The sequence below is a fragment of the Kluyvera genomosp. 1 genome (assembly GCF_001266615.1).
Taxonomy (GTDB): Bacteria; Pseudomonadota; Gammaproteobacteria; order Enterobacterales; family Enterobacteriaceae; genus Kluyvera; species Kluyvera cryocrescens_A.
In genome coordinates this window covers 187,968-202,783 of the sequence record NZ_LGHZ01000001.1, presented here as the reverse complement: position 1 = coordinate 202,783, position 14,816 = coordinate 187,968, and the positions used below count along the sequence as shown (strand labels likewise).

Below are 14,816 nucleotides of genomic sequence, written 5' to 3'. Positions count from 1 at the left end.
TATGGTTGTGTTTAATAAATGACTTTTTTTCGACTATATCACTACCCGGCTAACGGATGACAAGGAAATTCCGGAAGCCGAATAAAATTAATACTCAGGGTGGGGTCATAACCAAAAGCGATAATGGAAAAAAGTTAAGTTACCGGCCATTTTGGTCGATAGTTATATACCCGTCATACTTCAAGTTGCCTGTGCGTTGGCTGCGCGCGTTCACCCCAGTCACGTACTCATGTACGCTCCTGAGGATTCACTCCCTGGCTGCCTCCATGCAACTCGAATTATTTTGGGTATAAAAGGTGATTATTTAAGGGGATAGCGATGAAAATGTTATGGATAGCGGGGGCAATGATGCTGTTTTGCCATGCTGCGCAGGCACGACCGCAGGTGGAAGTTAACGTTCCGCCTGAAGTGTTTAGCAACAGCGGCACGACTCAGCGCGTGCAGCCTTGTTCACAGTGCTGCATTTTCCAGGATCAGAACTACAGCGAAGGTGCGGTAGTGAAAAGTGAAGGCGTGCTGCTTCAGTGCCAGCGTGATGAGCGGACGATCAGCACGAATCCGCTGGTGTGGCGTCGGGTAAAACCATAAACGCTTTTAATAGCGGCACGTCGGCAGGAGCAAGCGCATAATCCAGCGCTTCCTGCGGCGTGCACCACACTAGCGCGCTGTGCTCGCGGGCAATCATCTCACCGTCAAAGCGCGGCACGTGCCAGGCGTGGAGATGAATGATTCGCCCGGACACTTCACGCTGATGGCTGGCGATGTAGCGTGCCGGATAGGCGTGAATTGCCAGCTCTTCTTGCAGCTCGCGAATCAGCGCCTCTCTCTGGCTCTCGCCAGCCTCTACTTTCCCGCCCGCAAACTCCCATAGGCCCGCCTGATCGGCATGAAGAGGGCGCTGAGCGAGCAGGATTTTGCCGTTTTGTTCAATAATGGCGGCAACAACATCGATGGTTTTTAGCATAGCGGTCAAAGACGTGATGAATGGAATGCCATATTATCGCTGCTTTGTCGTTTGCCCAAATTTTGCAGGAGTCTCCGGGTGAAAAATCAACAACCCTGGGTACAGCCGCTCAGCCAGTTACCCCTCAGTCTGAAACCGATCGTGGCTATGCAGAAAAAGCATTACGGCGATGTCCTGAATCCCACCCGCTGGTGGGGACGCATGCCTCGGCTGTTCTGGCTGGTGGCGCTGTTTGTCGGTTATCTCGAGCGTAAAAAAGCCCGTCTTGAACCGATGCTGCGGGCGCTGCTGATGACCCGGGTATCACAGCAGTGCGACTGTGCATTTTGCATCGATGCGAACAGCCTACGGCTGGCAGAGCGCAGCGGAGCGATGGATAAAGTACAAGCGCTTAGCGCGTGGCAGACTTCAACGCTGTTTACCGCGGCTGAACGCGCGGCACTGGACTACGCGGACGCGATGACGGCGACCCCACCGCGCATCGATGAATCGATTAAAAAAGAGTTACACTGTCACTTTGGTGATGCGCAAATCACCGAGATGACCGCGTTGATTGCATTCCAGAATTTATCCGCGCGTTTCAATGCCGCGCTGGAGATCCCGTCGCAGGGCCTGTGTACGATGAAGGAGCGTAACGATGCTCGATAGACATCTTCATCCGCGGATCAAACCCTGGCTTAATCGAATGGCAGAAGCTGTTGATCGCCCGGGCGTTAGCGCAGACGGTATTACGCTACTGGGATTTGCCATCGGCATACTAGCGCTGCCGTTTCTGGCGCTGGGCTGGTACGGCGCAGCGCTGGTGGCTATCGTGCTTAACCGCGTGCTGGATGGGCTTGATGGCGCACTGGCGCGCCGACGCGGTCTGACGGATGCCGGGGGTTTTCTGGATATTGCACTCGACTTTCTGTTTTACGCGCTGGTGCCATTTGGTTTTATTCTGGCGGACCCGGTGTCGAATGCGCTGGCGGGCGGCTGGCTGCTGTTTGCTTTTATCGGCACCGGTAGCAGCTTCCTGGCGTTTGCCGCGCTGGCGGCGAAGCATCAGATAGATAATCCGGGCTATGCGCACAAATCGTTGTATTACCTGGGAGGATTGACCGAAGGCACAGAAACCATCGCGCTCTTTGTGCTGGGATGCCTGTTTCCGCATGGGTTTGCCTGGATGGCTTGGTTATTTGGCGCGCTGTGCTGGCTGACGACCTTTAACCGGGTGTGGGGAGGGTACATGACGCTGAAAAGCGTTCAGCGTCATGTTGAGCCTGATTAAAGCGTGCTGTCCGGGCCGCGATCGCCGGTTACCACCGGATTTTTAGGGTTGGCGCTCCACTCGTACCAGCCGCCGTCGTAGACGCTGACGTTTTGCCAGCCCATGGCGCGGGCGTACATAAAGGTCTCGGAGGCGCGCCAGCCGGTGCCGCAGTAGAAGGAGACCTGCTGGGTTGGCAGAATGTTCCATGCTTTCCACATCGCGGCGATGTCATCGGCGCTACGCATGGTGCCATCCGGGTTATGGAAGTCTTCCATGTGCGTAGAATCGCTCCCCGCATGACCCCAGCGTGCGCCAGCAATCTCACCTTTTGGCTTAATGTAGCTGTAACCGCTGGTGGTGCCGACGAACTCAGGCCACGAACGGATGCTCACCAGTGAGGCATCTTTGCGATGCAGAAGGCCACGTGCCTGTTCCATATCCAGCATCAGCTGCGGCTGCGCCGGGATGGTGACGCCAAAGTCCGGCGCAGGAGCAACATCTTTTGGCAAACCGCGTTCAACCGGCAGGCCAGCGTCAGACCAGGTTTTCCAACCGCCGTCGAGAATGCGCACGTCTTTCACGCCCGCATAAAGCATGATTTGCGCGACACGCGCGGCAGCGTATACGTCGCGTCCGTAGAGGATCACGGTGGTATCGTGGCGGATGCCGTGTTTGGCCAGCAGCGCTTTCAACTGCGCGTCAGAAACTTTGTTCCACAGCGGTTCGCTTTCCACTTCATTGGTATCGATATAGCCCGCGTTCGGGATATGGCTCACCAGATACAGTTTTGGTGCGCCCCAAGCGGCTTCAATCACCTTCACATCGCCCGTCGGTTTCGCCGCAACGTCCTTACCCTGCTGTAGGTCGTGCAGCCATTGCGGGTACACCAGTTGTTCGAAATGTGGCAGCTTCTGCAGGCGGTCGGGCTGCTGCAGCGCATCGCTCAGCGTGGAGATATTGGTGAAGCCTGCTTGCTTAAGACGTTTGGCGACCGCATCGTTGTCTTTGCTCTCACCGTACAGCGCAATGTCGGTATTTTTTTGCAGCTGATGCTGCTGCGCCCAGGCGGTTAACTGTTCGTTGTTCATCGCAGACAGCCAGCTTGCCGAGAGGTTGAGTGCTCCCGGTTCATGACCCTGCGTGCCGTTCGCCTGCTGCGGCCAGCCGTTATAAAACGCGCTCAGGCGGGTATCAATTGCCGCGCCTTTTTGCTGAAGCAGATGGGTAAAGGTGAGCGTTTTTGCCGTTTCGGCGGCAAAAGCAGAAGAGGCAAGACCAAGCGCGAGGGCCAGCGCGGTCAGTTGAGAAACACGTTTCATCAAATCATCCGACGGGGAAAAATGGAGCATCATTCTGCACCTCTGCCAGGGTAATTACCTTGCGTTAACGCAGTGTTTGCCGTTTCAGCGCCAGTTTGCCAATTGTAGACAACGCCCCTGTAAGGGGACGTCATCAGGATCGTGAGTGACCTGGACTACCGGGATATTCTGCTGTTTTAATTCATTAAAAACCCACTGACGAAAACTTCCCCGCAGCTGTTGATCAAGACGGCTGAAGGGCTCATCGAGCAGCAGGGCGTCGGGTTGTGCCAGCAGCGCGCGCAGCAGCGCCACGCGGGCGCGCTGGCCACCGGAAAGGGTGGCCGGATCGCGTGAGGCGAAATCGGCAAGCCCCGCATGTTCCAGCGCGTGGTCAACCTGAATCTGGCGCTGTGCCCCCGCCACGTTGGCGGGCAGCGCCAGCCGCAAATTCTGCCCAACGCTTAGGTGATCGAACAGCAGCGCATCCTGAAATAAGATGCCGATCCGTCGTTTTTCCGTCGGCAAGGCGTCGCAACGCTGGCCATTGAGCCACAGCTCGCCGCAGGCGCGAAACGCGCCGTCAAGTGCGCCAACCATCCACGCAAACAGGCTTGATTTCCCGCAGCCGGAAGGGCCCATCAGGGTAACTATTTCACCCGCTTGCACGGTAAAATTGACCTCCCGCAGCAGCGGTTTGCCGGCCAGTGAAAGGGTTAAATTCTGCACCTGCAACATTAGCGTAATCCCCGGCGAAAATGGCTGATCCGCCGCGCCAGCAGCGCGGTCAGCAGGAAAAATGACATCGGTAACAACAGCTGCCATAGCGCCTGCGCGGCAAGCGTTGCCGTTGCGCCACCGCTGCTTAAGGCGACCGCTTCAGTGGTGAAGGTGGGAACGCGTCCACCGCCTAACCACTGGGTCGGTAAATATTGCGCAATGCTAACGGAAAAACCGATCGCCAGCGCAGAGAGCAGTGGCCGGACAATCAGCGGGCATTTCAAACGCAAGAAAATCCGTCCACGTCCCCAGCCCAGGGTTCTGGCCAGCAGCGTCTGACGCGGGTCAATCTGCCGCCAGGCGGGACGCAGGACGAACAGCATCCACGGCACTACCCACAGTAAATGTCCCCAGAGCACGGTACCCCACTGTCCATCAATCCAACCGTAGATCGCCAGCTGATACTGCCCGGCCGCTAACGGCAGGGCTGGGAGCAATAAGGGTAAATCCAGCCAGCGAGGATGATGAGATGGCCCCCATTCCAGCCACAGTAGGCAGACCGTCGCGCCAATAAACGCCGACAGCAGCGCCAGCCACAGGCTGTTGCCGAAGAGATGTATTGACGGAAGAGATATCTGTGCAAGCCAGGCCAGCATCGCTGTGCACAGCAGGCCGCTCAGCGGCAGCAGCAGGCCGATGGATTTTCCCGGTAGCAAGGGGAATTGCGGCAGGCGGTGGCCATCCGGATGCGGATTTTGACGCAGCCAGATTCGCCACAGCCCAACCGCCAGCGTCGAGAGAATCAACAGCATGACGAGTAACAGCAAGCAGGCGATCGCGCCTTTTGCTTGCTGATCTGTATCGCCTGCGTTGAGCCATTGCCAGGCGAGCACCGCCAGCGTGGGCGGGTTACCGGGGCCAATGATCATCGCGACGTCGACCACTGATAGCGTCCACGCAGTGGTCGCCAGTAGCGCGATGCCAAGTGAGGGGATCAGAACAGGGAGGATCACGTGGGTCAAACACTGTCCGCGTCCGTAGCCAAGGCTCTTAAACACCACCACGCGTTCCGCCAGTTGCCGCTCGCCGAGCAGCGCCCAACACACCCACAGAATAAACCCGCTTTCTTTGACCGCCAGCACCACGCCAAGACCAATACCGTAGCGATCCTGAATTGGGCTGAACATCGGCAGCAGGCGATAAAGCCCACCGCCTTCGGCAAAAAGCAGCAGGGCGCAGCTGGCAAAGGCGACGTGCGGAAGCGCCAGCAGCCACGGCAACCGTGACGCCAGCTGCTGCCAGCGAGGCGAAGGCCACAGGGTTGCAATGACCAGCAGCGCCAATAGCAATGCGCCACCAACGCCAACAAGCGTTGAGATCAGCGTAGCGATAATGGCCTGCGGCAACTGCGGGTCAGTGAATAACTGCTGCCAACGAGCAAGAGATGCTGCGGGTGCCAGCATAAGCCATCCTGCTGGCAGCAGAGGCAAATAGATAATCAGCATCAGCCCCCAGCACAGGGCAGTTAGTGCGTACCGTAACGACGCAGCCATTCCTGCTCCAGCACGTTTACCCACGCCGAGTGCGGCTCCGCCAGTACCGGCGGCGTATTTTGCGGGACCAGTTTCTGTAGGGTTTGCTGCTGTTCATCATTCAGTTTGGTGGCATCCAGCACGCTCGGGTCGCCCCAGATGGCCGGATCGGCTTTACGCAGTTGGGCCTCGGGTGAGAGCAGGAAGTTGGCAACCACCTGGGCGCCCGCGCTGGCCGACGCGTTGGCTGGGATGGTGACAAAGTGGACGTTGCCGATCATCCCCTGCGTAAAGCCAAAGCTGTAGCTGTCTTTGGGCAGTTCGCCTTTAGCGACTTTTTGTTTGGCGTGCATGGGGTTAAAGGTCAGCGACAGACGCAAAGAGCCATTGCCGAGCAGGGTATCCATGCGTGCAGGAGACGGAGGGAAATCTTTGCCCTGCCGCCAAAGTAGTGGATGCAGCTTATCAAGGTATGCCCATAGCGGCGCGGTGTCGGTCGCAAAGGTTTTCTCATTCGGCGGTTGTTTTAAGGCATCCGGGTTAGCGGTGAGGTTAATCAATAGCTGTTCCAGCAGCGCGGTGCCGGTGAAATCCGGCGGGCGCGGATAGGTGATGGTGCCGGGATGGGCCTGGGCATAGTCCAGCAATGCCTGCGGTGACGTTGGTGGTTGCGGGGTTTGCTGTTGGCGAGCGATAAAGGTCAACTGCGCGCTGCCCCATGGCGATTCAGCACCTTCGGTTGGCACAGAAAAATCTTCGCGTACCGGCTTGCTGGTATCGACATAGCGCCAGTTTGGTAACTGTTCCGCCCAGCCGGTGCGCAATAAGTTGGCCTCTTTCAGCGTACGGAAGTTCTCGCCGTTGACCCACAGTAGATCAACCGAACCCTGGGTTTTACGCCCGGCGCGGGCCTCGGTCTGTATGCGTTTGACCGTGTCGGCGGCGTCGGCAATGTGCACGATACGTAGGTCGACGCCATAGTCGCGCTTCACTTCACCACTCACCCAGTCAAGATAGTGGTTAACGGCTTGATCGCCGCCCCACGCGTTAAACCAAACGGTCTGGCCTTTGGCGTCATTTTCAAGCTGCTGCCAGCTATCCGCGTGGGCGGCAAGCGGTAATAACATTGTCAGGCTCAGCAAACCGAGCCTGAGTCGGCGCCCGGTCTCTGTGTGATAACGCATCAGGAATTCCTCTTGTCTCGTTCTTGATAGAAGGCCTTCGCAGCAACCACCACAATGGTTAACGCGAACAGAATCAGTAGCCCGCTGACAAACCAGAAGGTGCCACCGGTTAGCATGCTGCCAACCCATGAATAGACGATGGTCGCGGGAAGCTGGCCGAGGCCGGTCGCCAGCATAAAGTGGCGAAAACGCAGGGAGGTAAGCCCTGCGGCATAGCTCACCGGGTCGAAGGGTACGAACGGCAGCAGGCGGCAGACCAGGATAGTATGTTTGCCGTAGCGCTCAAAAAAAACATCGACGCTGTTGAGAACCGTTTTACCGGTGAGCTTCTCGACGACCTCGCGTCCCAGAAGGCGAGCGATATAAAAGCACAGCGCCGCACCCACCATCGCGCTGCTCCACGACAGTAGCCCGCCCCAGAAGGCCCCAAATAGCGAGGCGTTGGCAAAGGTAATCAGAAATGCTGGCAGCGGGGCGGCGATAGCCTGAAAAATCATCAGCAGAAACGATACTACCGCGGCCTGCGCACCGTAGGATTGAATAAACCGTTCAATTCCGTGCTGATCGACTGCCATAAACGCACTGACGCTATTGTCGATAAACGCCGCGACTTGGGGAATAAAAAACCAGGCGAGCAGCAGTGCCACGGCTGCGGCAATAATCAGCCCGCGGGCATACCAAACAGTGCGATTGTGCTCTGCCATCAGGCCTCCTTGGGCGGCAGTTCAACCCGTTTACGCCGGGCGTATCCTTTGGCCGCCTGTATCAGGGCAAACAGCGCGAGACCGGCGAGGGTGAGTTTGAAAATAAATGACCACGTTATGCCTTCTTCCGCCAGTTCGCTGGCCATAAAGGTATAGATAAAAATACCGGGCAGCGTGGTGAGAGCGGAAATCAGCGTATATCGCCAAAATGGGATCGCCGTTAAACCGTAGGCATAGTTCTGAATATTATAGGGAAACAGTGGGATCAGCCGGGTGAGGATCAGAAAGTCGGTGCCGCTGCGGGTAATTCCGCGCTCAATCGCCTGAAACGTGGTGGTATGGCCGACGTATTGCAGCAACAGCGCGCGTCCCAGCCAACGCGCGAGGAGAAAAGAGAGCGCAGAGGCCAGCGTCGCGGCGACCAACGATAGCAGCGTACCCAGCCATGGGCCAAAGACCATCCCGCCAGCCAGTACCAGCACACTGCCGGGCATCAGGCAGACCGTGGCAAGGATAAACAAGACGATATAGAGAACGTAACCGAGCGTGCCGCTGTGACCAATCAACTGCTGCAAATGGCGAAAATTGGTGACCAGCTCGGCCAGACCGAAGCGGTGAATCAGGAGATAAATCAGGCTGATAACAGCGGCAATGAGCAGGAGCTTAGAGGCTGTGGAATACCGACTTCTTTTGCATGGGGTCCTCCTGCCGGGAAGATAAAGAGTGCGCGACGTTATTATAACTTCGCTGCTACAGCAAGAGCTTAGCGCTGGTTTATTGATATTGCTCAGAATTATCCCGCAGCGAGGGGAATTGATACGGCTGCCCGACGTCTGGTCGACGCCGGGCAAATGAAGACACTTATTTGAAGGTTGCCCATACCGGCGCATGGTCAGACGGTTTTTCCATCCCTCGGATTTCATAATCAATACCGGTTTCGACACAGTGCGCCGCCAACGGATGGCTGGCTAGCAGCAGGTCTATACGCAGCCCACGGTTGTCGTCAAAGCCTTTCGAGCGGTAGTCAAACCACGAGAAGCGATCGTTTGTTTCCGGGTTGGCGTTGCGGAACGTATCCACCAGACCCCAACCGAGCAGACGCTGCATCCACTCGCGCTCTTCCGGCAGGAATGAGCACTTGCCGGTGCGCAGCCAGCGCTTACGGTTCTCTTCGCCAATACCAATATCCAGATCGGTTGGGCTGATGTTCATATCACCCATGATCAGCACCGGGTTGTCTTTGTTCAGGCGAGTGTCCAGATAGTCCTGCAAATCCTGATAGAACTTGGTTTTGGCCGGGAATTTAGTTTCATGGTCGCGGCTTTCTCCCTGTGGAAAATAGCCATTTATCACCGTCACGTTGCCAAATTCAGAGGGCACTTCGGCGATGATGATACGGCGCTGTGCGTCTTCATCATCGGTAGGGAATCCGCGATGGACGGCAATAGGTTCTGCTTTCGTCAGGATTGCGACGCCGTAGTGGCCTTTCTGTCCGTGATAGAAAATGTGGTAACCGAGCTTTGCGACCTCTTCAAGAGGGAACATGTCGTCGTGCACCTTTGTCTCCTGCAGGCCAATCACATCAGGCTGATGTTTTTCAACAATGGCTTGCAGTTGGTGAGGGCGGGCGCGCAGGCCGTTGATATTGAAGGAGACAAATTTCATAGTCGTTGCCACTTTGCGGGATGAATTGTGACGGGATAGTAGCAGAAATTAGATTATCTCGCTGCTCTTGTACGGCGGTATGACCAATTTCTTTTATCGCCGCTGCCGTGTTGCCGAGCAAGAACTGCACCAGATTTGGGCAATCTGCGCCGTAATGAGGCGTAAATCTACGATAAATTTCGCAGTCGATCACAAATCCAGAACGATATTTTGTAGATGCATAATATTTCTTAATTTTGCCCTGCATAGTCCCTTAATGTTACCAATATTCACTTTGTATGCACTTTTAGTGCATAAGTGACTTCTGTAACATATTGATATTCCTCTTCCTCCCCGCATTTATGCATTTTTATCGCTCGCTGGCACGAACCGTGCAATCTACATTTAAGGAGAAATAACCAAAATCATTAACATAAATTAAACCATTTGTTTACTTATCGAGGTCGCTATGTCTCAGTCAATCAGCCGTCAAAATTTTGATCAGTGGATGATGCCGGTTTATGCCCCAGCTCAGTTTATTCCTGTACGCGGTGAAGGGGCATGGTTGTGGGATCAAGAGGGGAAAGGCTATATCGATTTTGCCGGAGGTATTGCCGTCAATGCGTTGGGGCACGCCCATCCGGCGATGATCCGTGCGTTGACCGAGCAGGCCAGTAAATTTTGGCACACCGGTAACGGCTATACCAACGAACCCGCGCTGCGGCTGGCCAAACAGCTGATTGACGCCACCTTTGCCGATCGTGTCTTTTTCTGTAACTCCGGGGCGGAAGCCAACGAAGCCGCCCTGAAGACGGCACGTAAATATGCCCACGATCGTTTTGGCGAACATAAAACCGGCATCGTGGCGTTCAAAAATGCTTTTCATGGCCGCACGTTGTTTACCGTAACGGCGGGTGGTCAGCCGGCCTATTCACAGGACTTTGCACCGCTGCCGCCGGATATTCGCCATGGCGTTTACAACGATATCGAATCCGCTCGCGTGTTGATTGATGATGATACTTGCGCGGTGATTGTCGAGCCGATTCAGGGTGAAGGCGGGGTGATCCCAGCGTCGCAGGCGTTTCTGCGTGAGCTGCGCGAGCTGTGCGACCGCCATCATGCGGCACTGATTTTTGATGAAGTGCAAACCGGCGTTGGCCGTACCGGAGAACTGTACGCTTATATGCACTACGGCATCACGCCGGATCTGCTCTCCACCGCTAAGGCGCTGGGTGGTGGTTTCCCGATTGGCGCGCTGCTGGCAAGCGAAGAGATGGCGAGCGTGATGACCGTAGGGACGCACGGTACCACCTACGGCGGCAACCCGTTGGCCTGCGCCGTGGCGGGAGAAGTCCTGTCGATAATCAACACACCACAGGTATTGAGCGGTGTAAAACAGCGCGAACAGTGGTTTAAAGAGCGGCTTCAGGCTATTAACGCCCGCTTCGACCTGTTTAAAGAGATTCGGGGTGTGGGTTTGCTGATCGGCTGCGCGCTGCGTGATGAATATGCGGGTAAGGCCAAACAGATAAGCCTGTTGGCCGCCGAAGAAGGGCTGATGGTTCTGATTGCGGGCGCCAACGTTGTGCGCTTTGCCCCCGCGCTTATCGTTAACGAAGAGGATGTGACGTTGGGTCTCAACCGCTTCGAAGCCGCCTGTGAACGCTTTATCGCGGAGACATCATCATGATGATTATTCGTCCTGTTGCCGTCGGAGATCTCCAGGGGTTGCTCACGTTAGCGGGAGAGACGGGAGGCGGTCTCACCTCGTTACCCGCCGATGAAAATACCCTTGCGGCGCGCATCGCCCGCTCGCAGGCGACCTGGCAAGGCACACTGCCGCGTGGCGATCAAGGCTATGTGTTCGTGCTGGAAGATACCCGCAGCGGTGCGGTAGTCGGGGTGTGTGCCATTGAGGTGGCGGTGGGGGTTAATGACCCCTGGTACAACTATCGCGTGGGCACGTTAGTCCACGCTTCGAAAGAGCTGAACGTCTATAACGCGCTGCCGACGTTGTTCCTTACTAACGATCACACTGGCAGCAGCGAGCTGTGCACGCTGTTCCTCGACCCGGCATGGCGTAAGGAGAGCAACGGGCATCTACTGTCATCGTCCCGCTTTTTATTTATGGCGGCATTTCGTGACCACTTCAATCACAAGGTGGTGGCTGAAATGCGCGGCGTGATTGATGAACATGGCTATTCCCCATTCTGGGAAAGCCTTGGCAGCCGCTTTTTCTCCATGGAGTTTGCCCGCGCCGATTATCTGTGCGGCACCGGGCAGAAAGCCTTTATCGCTGAACTGATGCCAAAACATCCGATCTATACCGATTTCCTCAGCGAAGAGGCTCGCGCGGTGATAGGCCAGGTTCATCCGCAAACCGCCCCAGCGCGCGCGGTACTTGAAAAAGAAGGTTTCCGCTATCGCGATTACGTCGATATTTTCGATGGTGGTCCGACGCTGGAGTGTGAAATCGACCGTGTACGCGCGGTGCGTAAAAGTCGCATGGTGCCCGTAATGGAAGGTGAGCCCGGCGGCAGCGATTTACCGCTGTGCGTGGTGGCTAACGAACAGTATCAGCACTATCGCGCGATGCTGGTCCATGCCGACCCACAGACGGAACGCCTTGTTTTAAACGCCGAACAGCTGGATGCCCTGAACTGCCATCCCGGCGACAGCGTGCGCCTGGTGCGCCTGTGCCCTGAGGAGAAAAAATAATGAGCTTATGGATTAACGGAAAATGGCAAGCGGGCAACGGTGCATCGCGGAAGAGTGCTAATCCGGTGACGGGCGACGCGACGTGGGCAGGAAATGATGCCTCACCATTGCAGGTTGAATTGGCGGTTACTGCGGCGCGCGGAGCATTTCCGGGCTGGGCGCGTCGGCCGTTTATCGAACGCCAGCTGATTGTTGAGGCATTTGCCGGGCTGCTGGAGAGCCACAAAACGGAACTGACCGACGTCATTGCCCGAGAAACCGGCAAACCACGTTGGGAAGCCGCAACGGAAGTAACGGCCATGACCAACAAGATTGCCATTTCGTTGGCCTCTTACCGCAGTCGCACTGGCGAAAGCCATACCGAGATGGCCGACGGTGCAGCAACATTGCGTCATCGTCCCCACGGCGTGCTGGCGGTATTTGGCCCGTACAATTTCCCTGGCCACCTGCCGAATGGTCATATCGTCCCAGCACTTCTTGCCGGAAATACGGTGGTATTTAAACCGAGCGAGCTGACGCCCAACTGCGGTGAGGCGGTAGTCAAACTGTGGGAAAAGGCCGGTTTACCGGCGGGTGTACTGAATTTACTGCAGGGCGGACGTGAAACCGGCGAAGCGCTCAGTAGCCAGCCTGGACTGGATGGGGTGCTCTTTACCGGCAGCTCAGCCACTGGTTTCCACCTGCATCGTCAGCTAGCCGGGCAGCCGCAAAAAATGCTTGCCCTGGAGATGGGCGGCAATAATCCGCTAATTGTCGACGATCCCGATGATATTGATGCCGCGGTGCATCTAACTATCCAGTCGGCCTTTGTTACCGCAGGCCAGCGTTGTACCTGCGCGCGTCGTCTGCTGGTGAAGCGTGGGCCAGTTGGCGATGAGTTTATTCAGCGCCTGGTGGAGGTGAGCGGGCGTATTGTCCCTGATGTCTGGAATGCGGAGCCGCAGCCATTTATCGGCGGTCTGATTTCGCCAGCCGCTGCCGAGCGGGTGTATCAGGCCTGGCAGATGCTGGTAGAGCAAGGAGGAACCACGCTGCTGGCACCTCGATTGATAAACCCTGGCACTTCACTCCTGACGCCGGGGATCGTCGAGCTGAGCGAAGCACATGATATTGCCGATGAAGAAGTGTTTGGCCCGCTGCTTGGCGTGTGGCGCTATGACGATTTTTCGCAGGCGATTACGCTCGCCAACGCCACGCGCTACGGGCTCTCCTGTGGGTTGATTTCCCCGGACAGAGACAAATTCGACCGCCTGCTGCTCGAGGCGCGCGCCGGGATCGTCAACTGGAACAAACCGCTGACCGGGGCCGCTAGCAGCGCGCCATTTGGTGGAACCGGTGCCTCCGGTAACCATCGTCCGGGGGCATGGTATGCCGCCGATTACTGCGCATGGCCAATGGCAAGCCTGGAGTCGCCGGCACTGACGCTGCCGGCCACCCTCAATCCGGGGCTGGATTTTGCCACGAAGGTGCAGCCATGAACGCTTGGGAAGTGAACTTTGACGGCCTGCCAGGGCTAACGCACCACTATGCCGGGCTGTCGTTTGGTAATGAAGCGTCGACCAAACATCAGTATCAAGTGTCAAACCCGCAGCGGGCAGCAAAACAGGGGCTGCTGAAAATGAAAGCGCTGGCCGATGCCGGGTTTGCGCAAGGGGTGATACCGCCGCAGGAACGGCCGAACGTAGTGCTGTTACGTCAGTTGGGGTTTAGTGGCCGCGATGAACAGGTGATTGCTAAAGCGGCAGTGCAGGCACCGGAATTACTCAGCGCAGCCAGTTCTGCTTCGGCCATGTGGGTGGCGAACGCCGCCACGGTGTGCCCGTCCGCTGATGCGCTGGATGGCAAGGTTCACCTGACCGTGGCAAACCTGAACAGCCTTTTGCACCGCGCCAGCGAAGCGCCAACGACCCAGTCTATCCTGCAGGGCATTTTCAATAACTCAGAGCGATTTGCTATCCATGGGCCATTGCCTGCGGTCGCAAGCTTTGGCGATGAAGGGGCCGCGAACCATAACCGTTTAGGGCGCGATTATGGTTCGCCGGGCACCCAATTGTTTATTTATGGACGGGACACGACGAGCGGGGCGATGCCGCAGCATTATCCGGCGCGGCAGACCCGTGCCGCCAGCGAGGCGGTGGCGAGATTGAACCAAACCAATCTCAATCAGGTGATTTATGCCCAACAAAATCCTCAGGTGATTGATCAGGGCGTGTTCCATAATGATGTTATCGCGGTCAGCAACCGCCAATTGCTGTTTTGCCACGAACAGGCATTTGTTCAGCAGTCGCAGCTGATGCAGCAGCTTAGCGAACGCGTTCCCGGTTTTATGGCCATTGAGGTGCCCACAACCAAGGTCACCGTAGCAGAGGCCGTGTCGACCTATCTGTTTAACAGCCAGCTGTTGAGTAAGCCGGACGGCAGCATGATGCTAGTGCTTCCCGGTGAGGCGCAGGAGAATCCTCGCGTCTGGCGCTATCTCAACGAGCTGATTGCTCAGGACAACCCAATCGATACGCTGCGAGTGTTCGATCTGCGTGAAAGTATGGCTAATGGCGGAGGGCCCGCCTGTCTGCGGCTGCGAGTGGTGTTGAATGAGGCTGAACGTCAGGCGGTTAATCCGGCGGTGATGATGAACGATGCCCTGTTTGCCACCTTAAATGATTGGGTGGATTGCTACTATCGCGACCGCCTGACCGTAGGTGACCTTGCCGATCCGCAGCTGTTGCTGGAAGGGCGCGAGGCACTTGACCGGTTGACGCAGATTTTACAGCTGGGTTCTGTCTATCCCTTCCAGTGTTAA

At 56.6% G+C, this 14,816-nt stretch carries 15 protein-coding genes; 7 read left to right on the top strand and 8 right to left on the bottom strand.

Annotated elements, in window-relative coordinates:
- The first annotated feature begins 318 nt into the window (after positions 1-318).
- Complete coding sequence (locus KP80_RS01010; RefSeq protein WP_052281702.1) at positions 319-588, top strand: YnjH family protein; 270 nt, start codon at positions 319-321, stop codon at positions 586-588.
- Here KP80_RS01010 and KP80_RS01005 read toward each other — a convergent pair.
- The gene (locus tag KP80_RS01005) at positions 548-964 is read right to left on the bottom strand and encodes a pyrimidine (deoxy)nucleoside triphosphate diphosphatase (RefSeq protein WP_052281701.1); all 417 of its coding nucleotides are present in this window, start codon (positions 962-964) and stop codon (positions 548-550) included. The two genes, KP80_RS01010 and KP80_RS01005, sit on opposite strands and share 41 nt — an antisense overlap.
- A 78-nt stretch (positions 965-1,042) precedes the next feature.
- On the opposite strand from KP80_RS01005, the gene KP80_RS01000 reads away from it, so the two are divergent.
- Both KP80_RS01000 and KP80_RS00995 read left to right on the top strand, forming a co-directional pair.
- Complete coding sequence (locus KP80_RS01000; RefSeq protein WP_052281700.1) at positions 1,043-1,612, top strand: carboxymuconolactone decarboxylase family protein; 570 nt, start codon at positions 1,043-1,045, stop codon at positions 1,610-1,612.
- Positions 1,602-2,234, top strand: a complete 633-nt coding sequence (locus KP80_RS00995; protein ID WP_052281699.1) for a CDP-alcohol phosphatidyltransferase family protein — start codon at positions 1,602-1,604, stop codon at positions 2,232-2,234. The genes KP80_RS01000 and KP80_RS00995 overlap by 11 nt, the downstream gene beginning before the upstream one ends.
- Here the strand turns inward: KP80_RS00995 and KP80_RS00990 are convergent.
- The 7 genes from KP80_RS00990 to xthA form a co-directional block, all read right to left on the bottom strand.
- Complete coding sequence (locus KP80_RS00990) at positions 2,231-3,535, bottom strand: rhodanese-like domain-containing protein (RefSeq protein WP_052281780.1); 1,305 nt, start codon at positions 3,533-3,535, stop codon at positions 2,231-2,233. The two genes, KP80_RS00995 and KP80_RS00990, sit on opposite strands and share 4 nt — an antisense overlap.
- A gap of 84 nt (positions 3,536-3,619) precedes the next feature.
- Positions 3,620-4,252 (bottom strand): ATP-binding cassette domain-containing protein, encoded by a 633-nt coding sequence (locus KP80_RS00985; protein WP_052281698.1) that lies wholly within the window; start codon positions 4,250-4,252, stop codon positions 3,620-3,622.
- Positions 4,252-5,787 (bottom strand): ABC transporter permease subunit, encoded by a 1,536-nt coding sequence (locus KP80_RS00980; protein WP_052281697.1) that lies wholly within the window; start codon positions 5,785-5,787, stop codon positions 4,252-4,254. Before KP80_RS00980 ends, KP80_RS00985 begins: the two co-directional genes overlap by 1 nt.
- On the bottom strand, positions 5,760-6,950 hold the full coding sequence (locus KP80_RS00975; RefSeq protein WP_052281696.1) for an ABC transporter substrate-binding protein: 1,191 nt from the start codon (positions 6,948-6,950) through the stop codon (positions 5,760-5,762). Before KP80_RS00975 ends, KP80_RS00980 begins: the two co-directional genes overlap by 28 nt.
- On the bottom strand, positions 6,950-7,654 hold the full coding sequence (locus KP80_RS00970; protein WP_052281695.1) for a TVP38/TMEM64 family protein: 705 nt from the start codon (positions 7,652-7,654) through the stop codon (positions 6,950-6,952). Before KP80_RS00970 ends, KP80_RS00975 begins: the two co-directional genes overlap by 1 nt.
- Positions 7,654-8,313 (bottom strand): TVP38/TMEM64 family protein, encoded by a 660-nt coding sequence (locus KP80_RS00965; RefSeq protein WP_072129028.1) that lies wholly within the window; start codon positions 8,311-8,313, stop codon positions 7,654-7,656. Before KP80_RS00965 ends, KP80_RS00970 begins: the two co-directional genes overlap by 1 nt.
- A 202-nt stretch (positions 8,314-8,515) precedes the next feature.
- Positions 8,516-9,319, bottom strand: coding sequence for an exodeoxyribonuclease III (gene xthA / locus KP80_RS00960; RefSeq protein ID WP_052281694.1), 804 nt, complete (start codon positions 9,317-9,319; stop codon positions 8,516-8,518).
- A gap of 448 nt (positions 9,320-9,767) precedes the next feature.
- Between xthA and KP80_RS00955 the strand changes: the two genes are divergently transcribed.
- From KP80_RS00955 to astB, 4 genes are read left to right on the top strand one after another with little or no spacing between them, the layout of a single operon-like run.
- Positions 9,768-10,988 (top strand): aspartate aminotransferase family protein, encoded by a 1,221-nt coding sequence (locus KP80_RS00955; RefSeq protein WP_052281693.1) that lies wholly within the window; start codon positions 9,768-9,770, stop codon positions 10,986-10,988.
- Positions 10,985-12,016, top strand: coding sequence for an arginine N-succinyltransferase (astA, locus tag KP80_RS00950; RefSeq protein ID WP_052281692.1), 1,032 nt, complete (start codon positions 10,985-10,987; stop codon positions 12,014-12,016). Before KP80_RS00955 ends, astA begins: the two co-directional genes overlap by 4 nt.
- Positions 12,016-13,494 (top strand): succinylglutamate-semialdehyde dehydrogenase, encoded by a 1,479-nt coding sequence (gene astD / locus KP80_RS00945; protein ID WP_052281691.1) that lies wholly within the window; start codon positions 12,016-12,018, stop codon positions 13,492-13,494. Before astA ends, astD begins: the two co-directional genes overlap by 1 nt.
- Entirely contained in the window at positions 13,491-14,816 is a 1,326-nt protein-coding gene (gene astB / locus KP80_RS00940) for an N-succinylarginine dihydrolase (RefSeq protein ID WP_052281690.1), read from the top strand. Before astD ends, astB begins: the two co-directional genes overlap by 4 nt.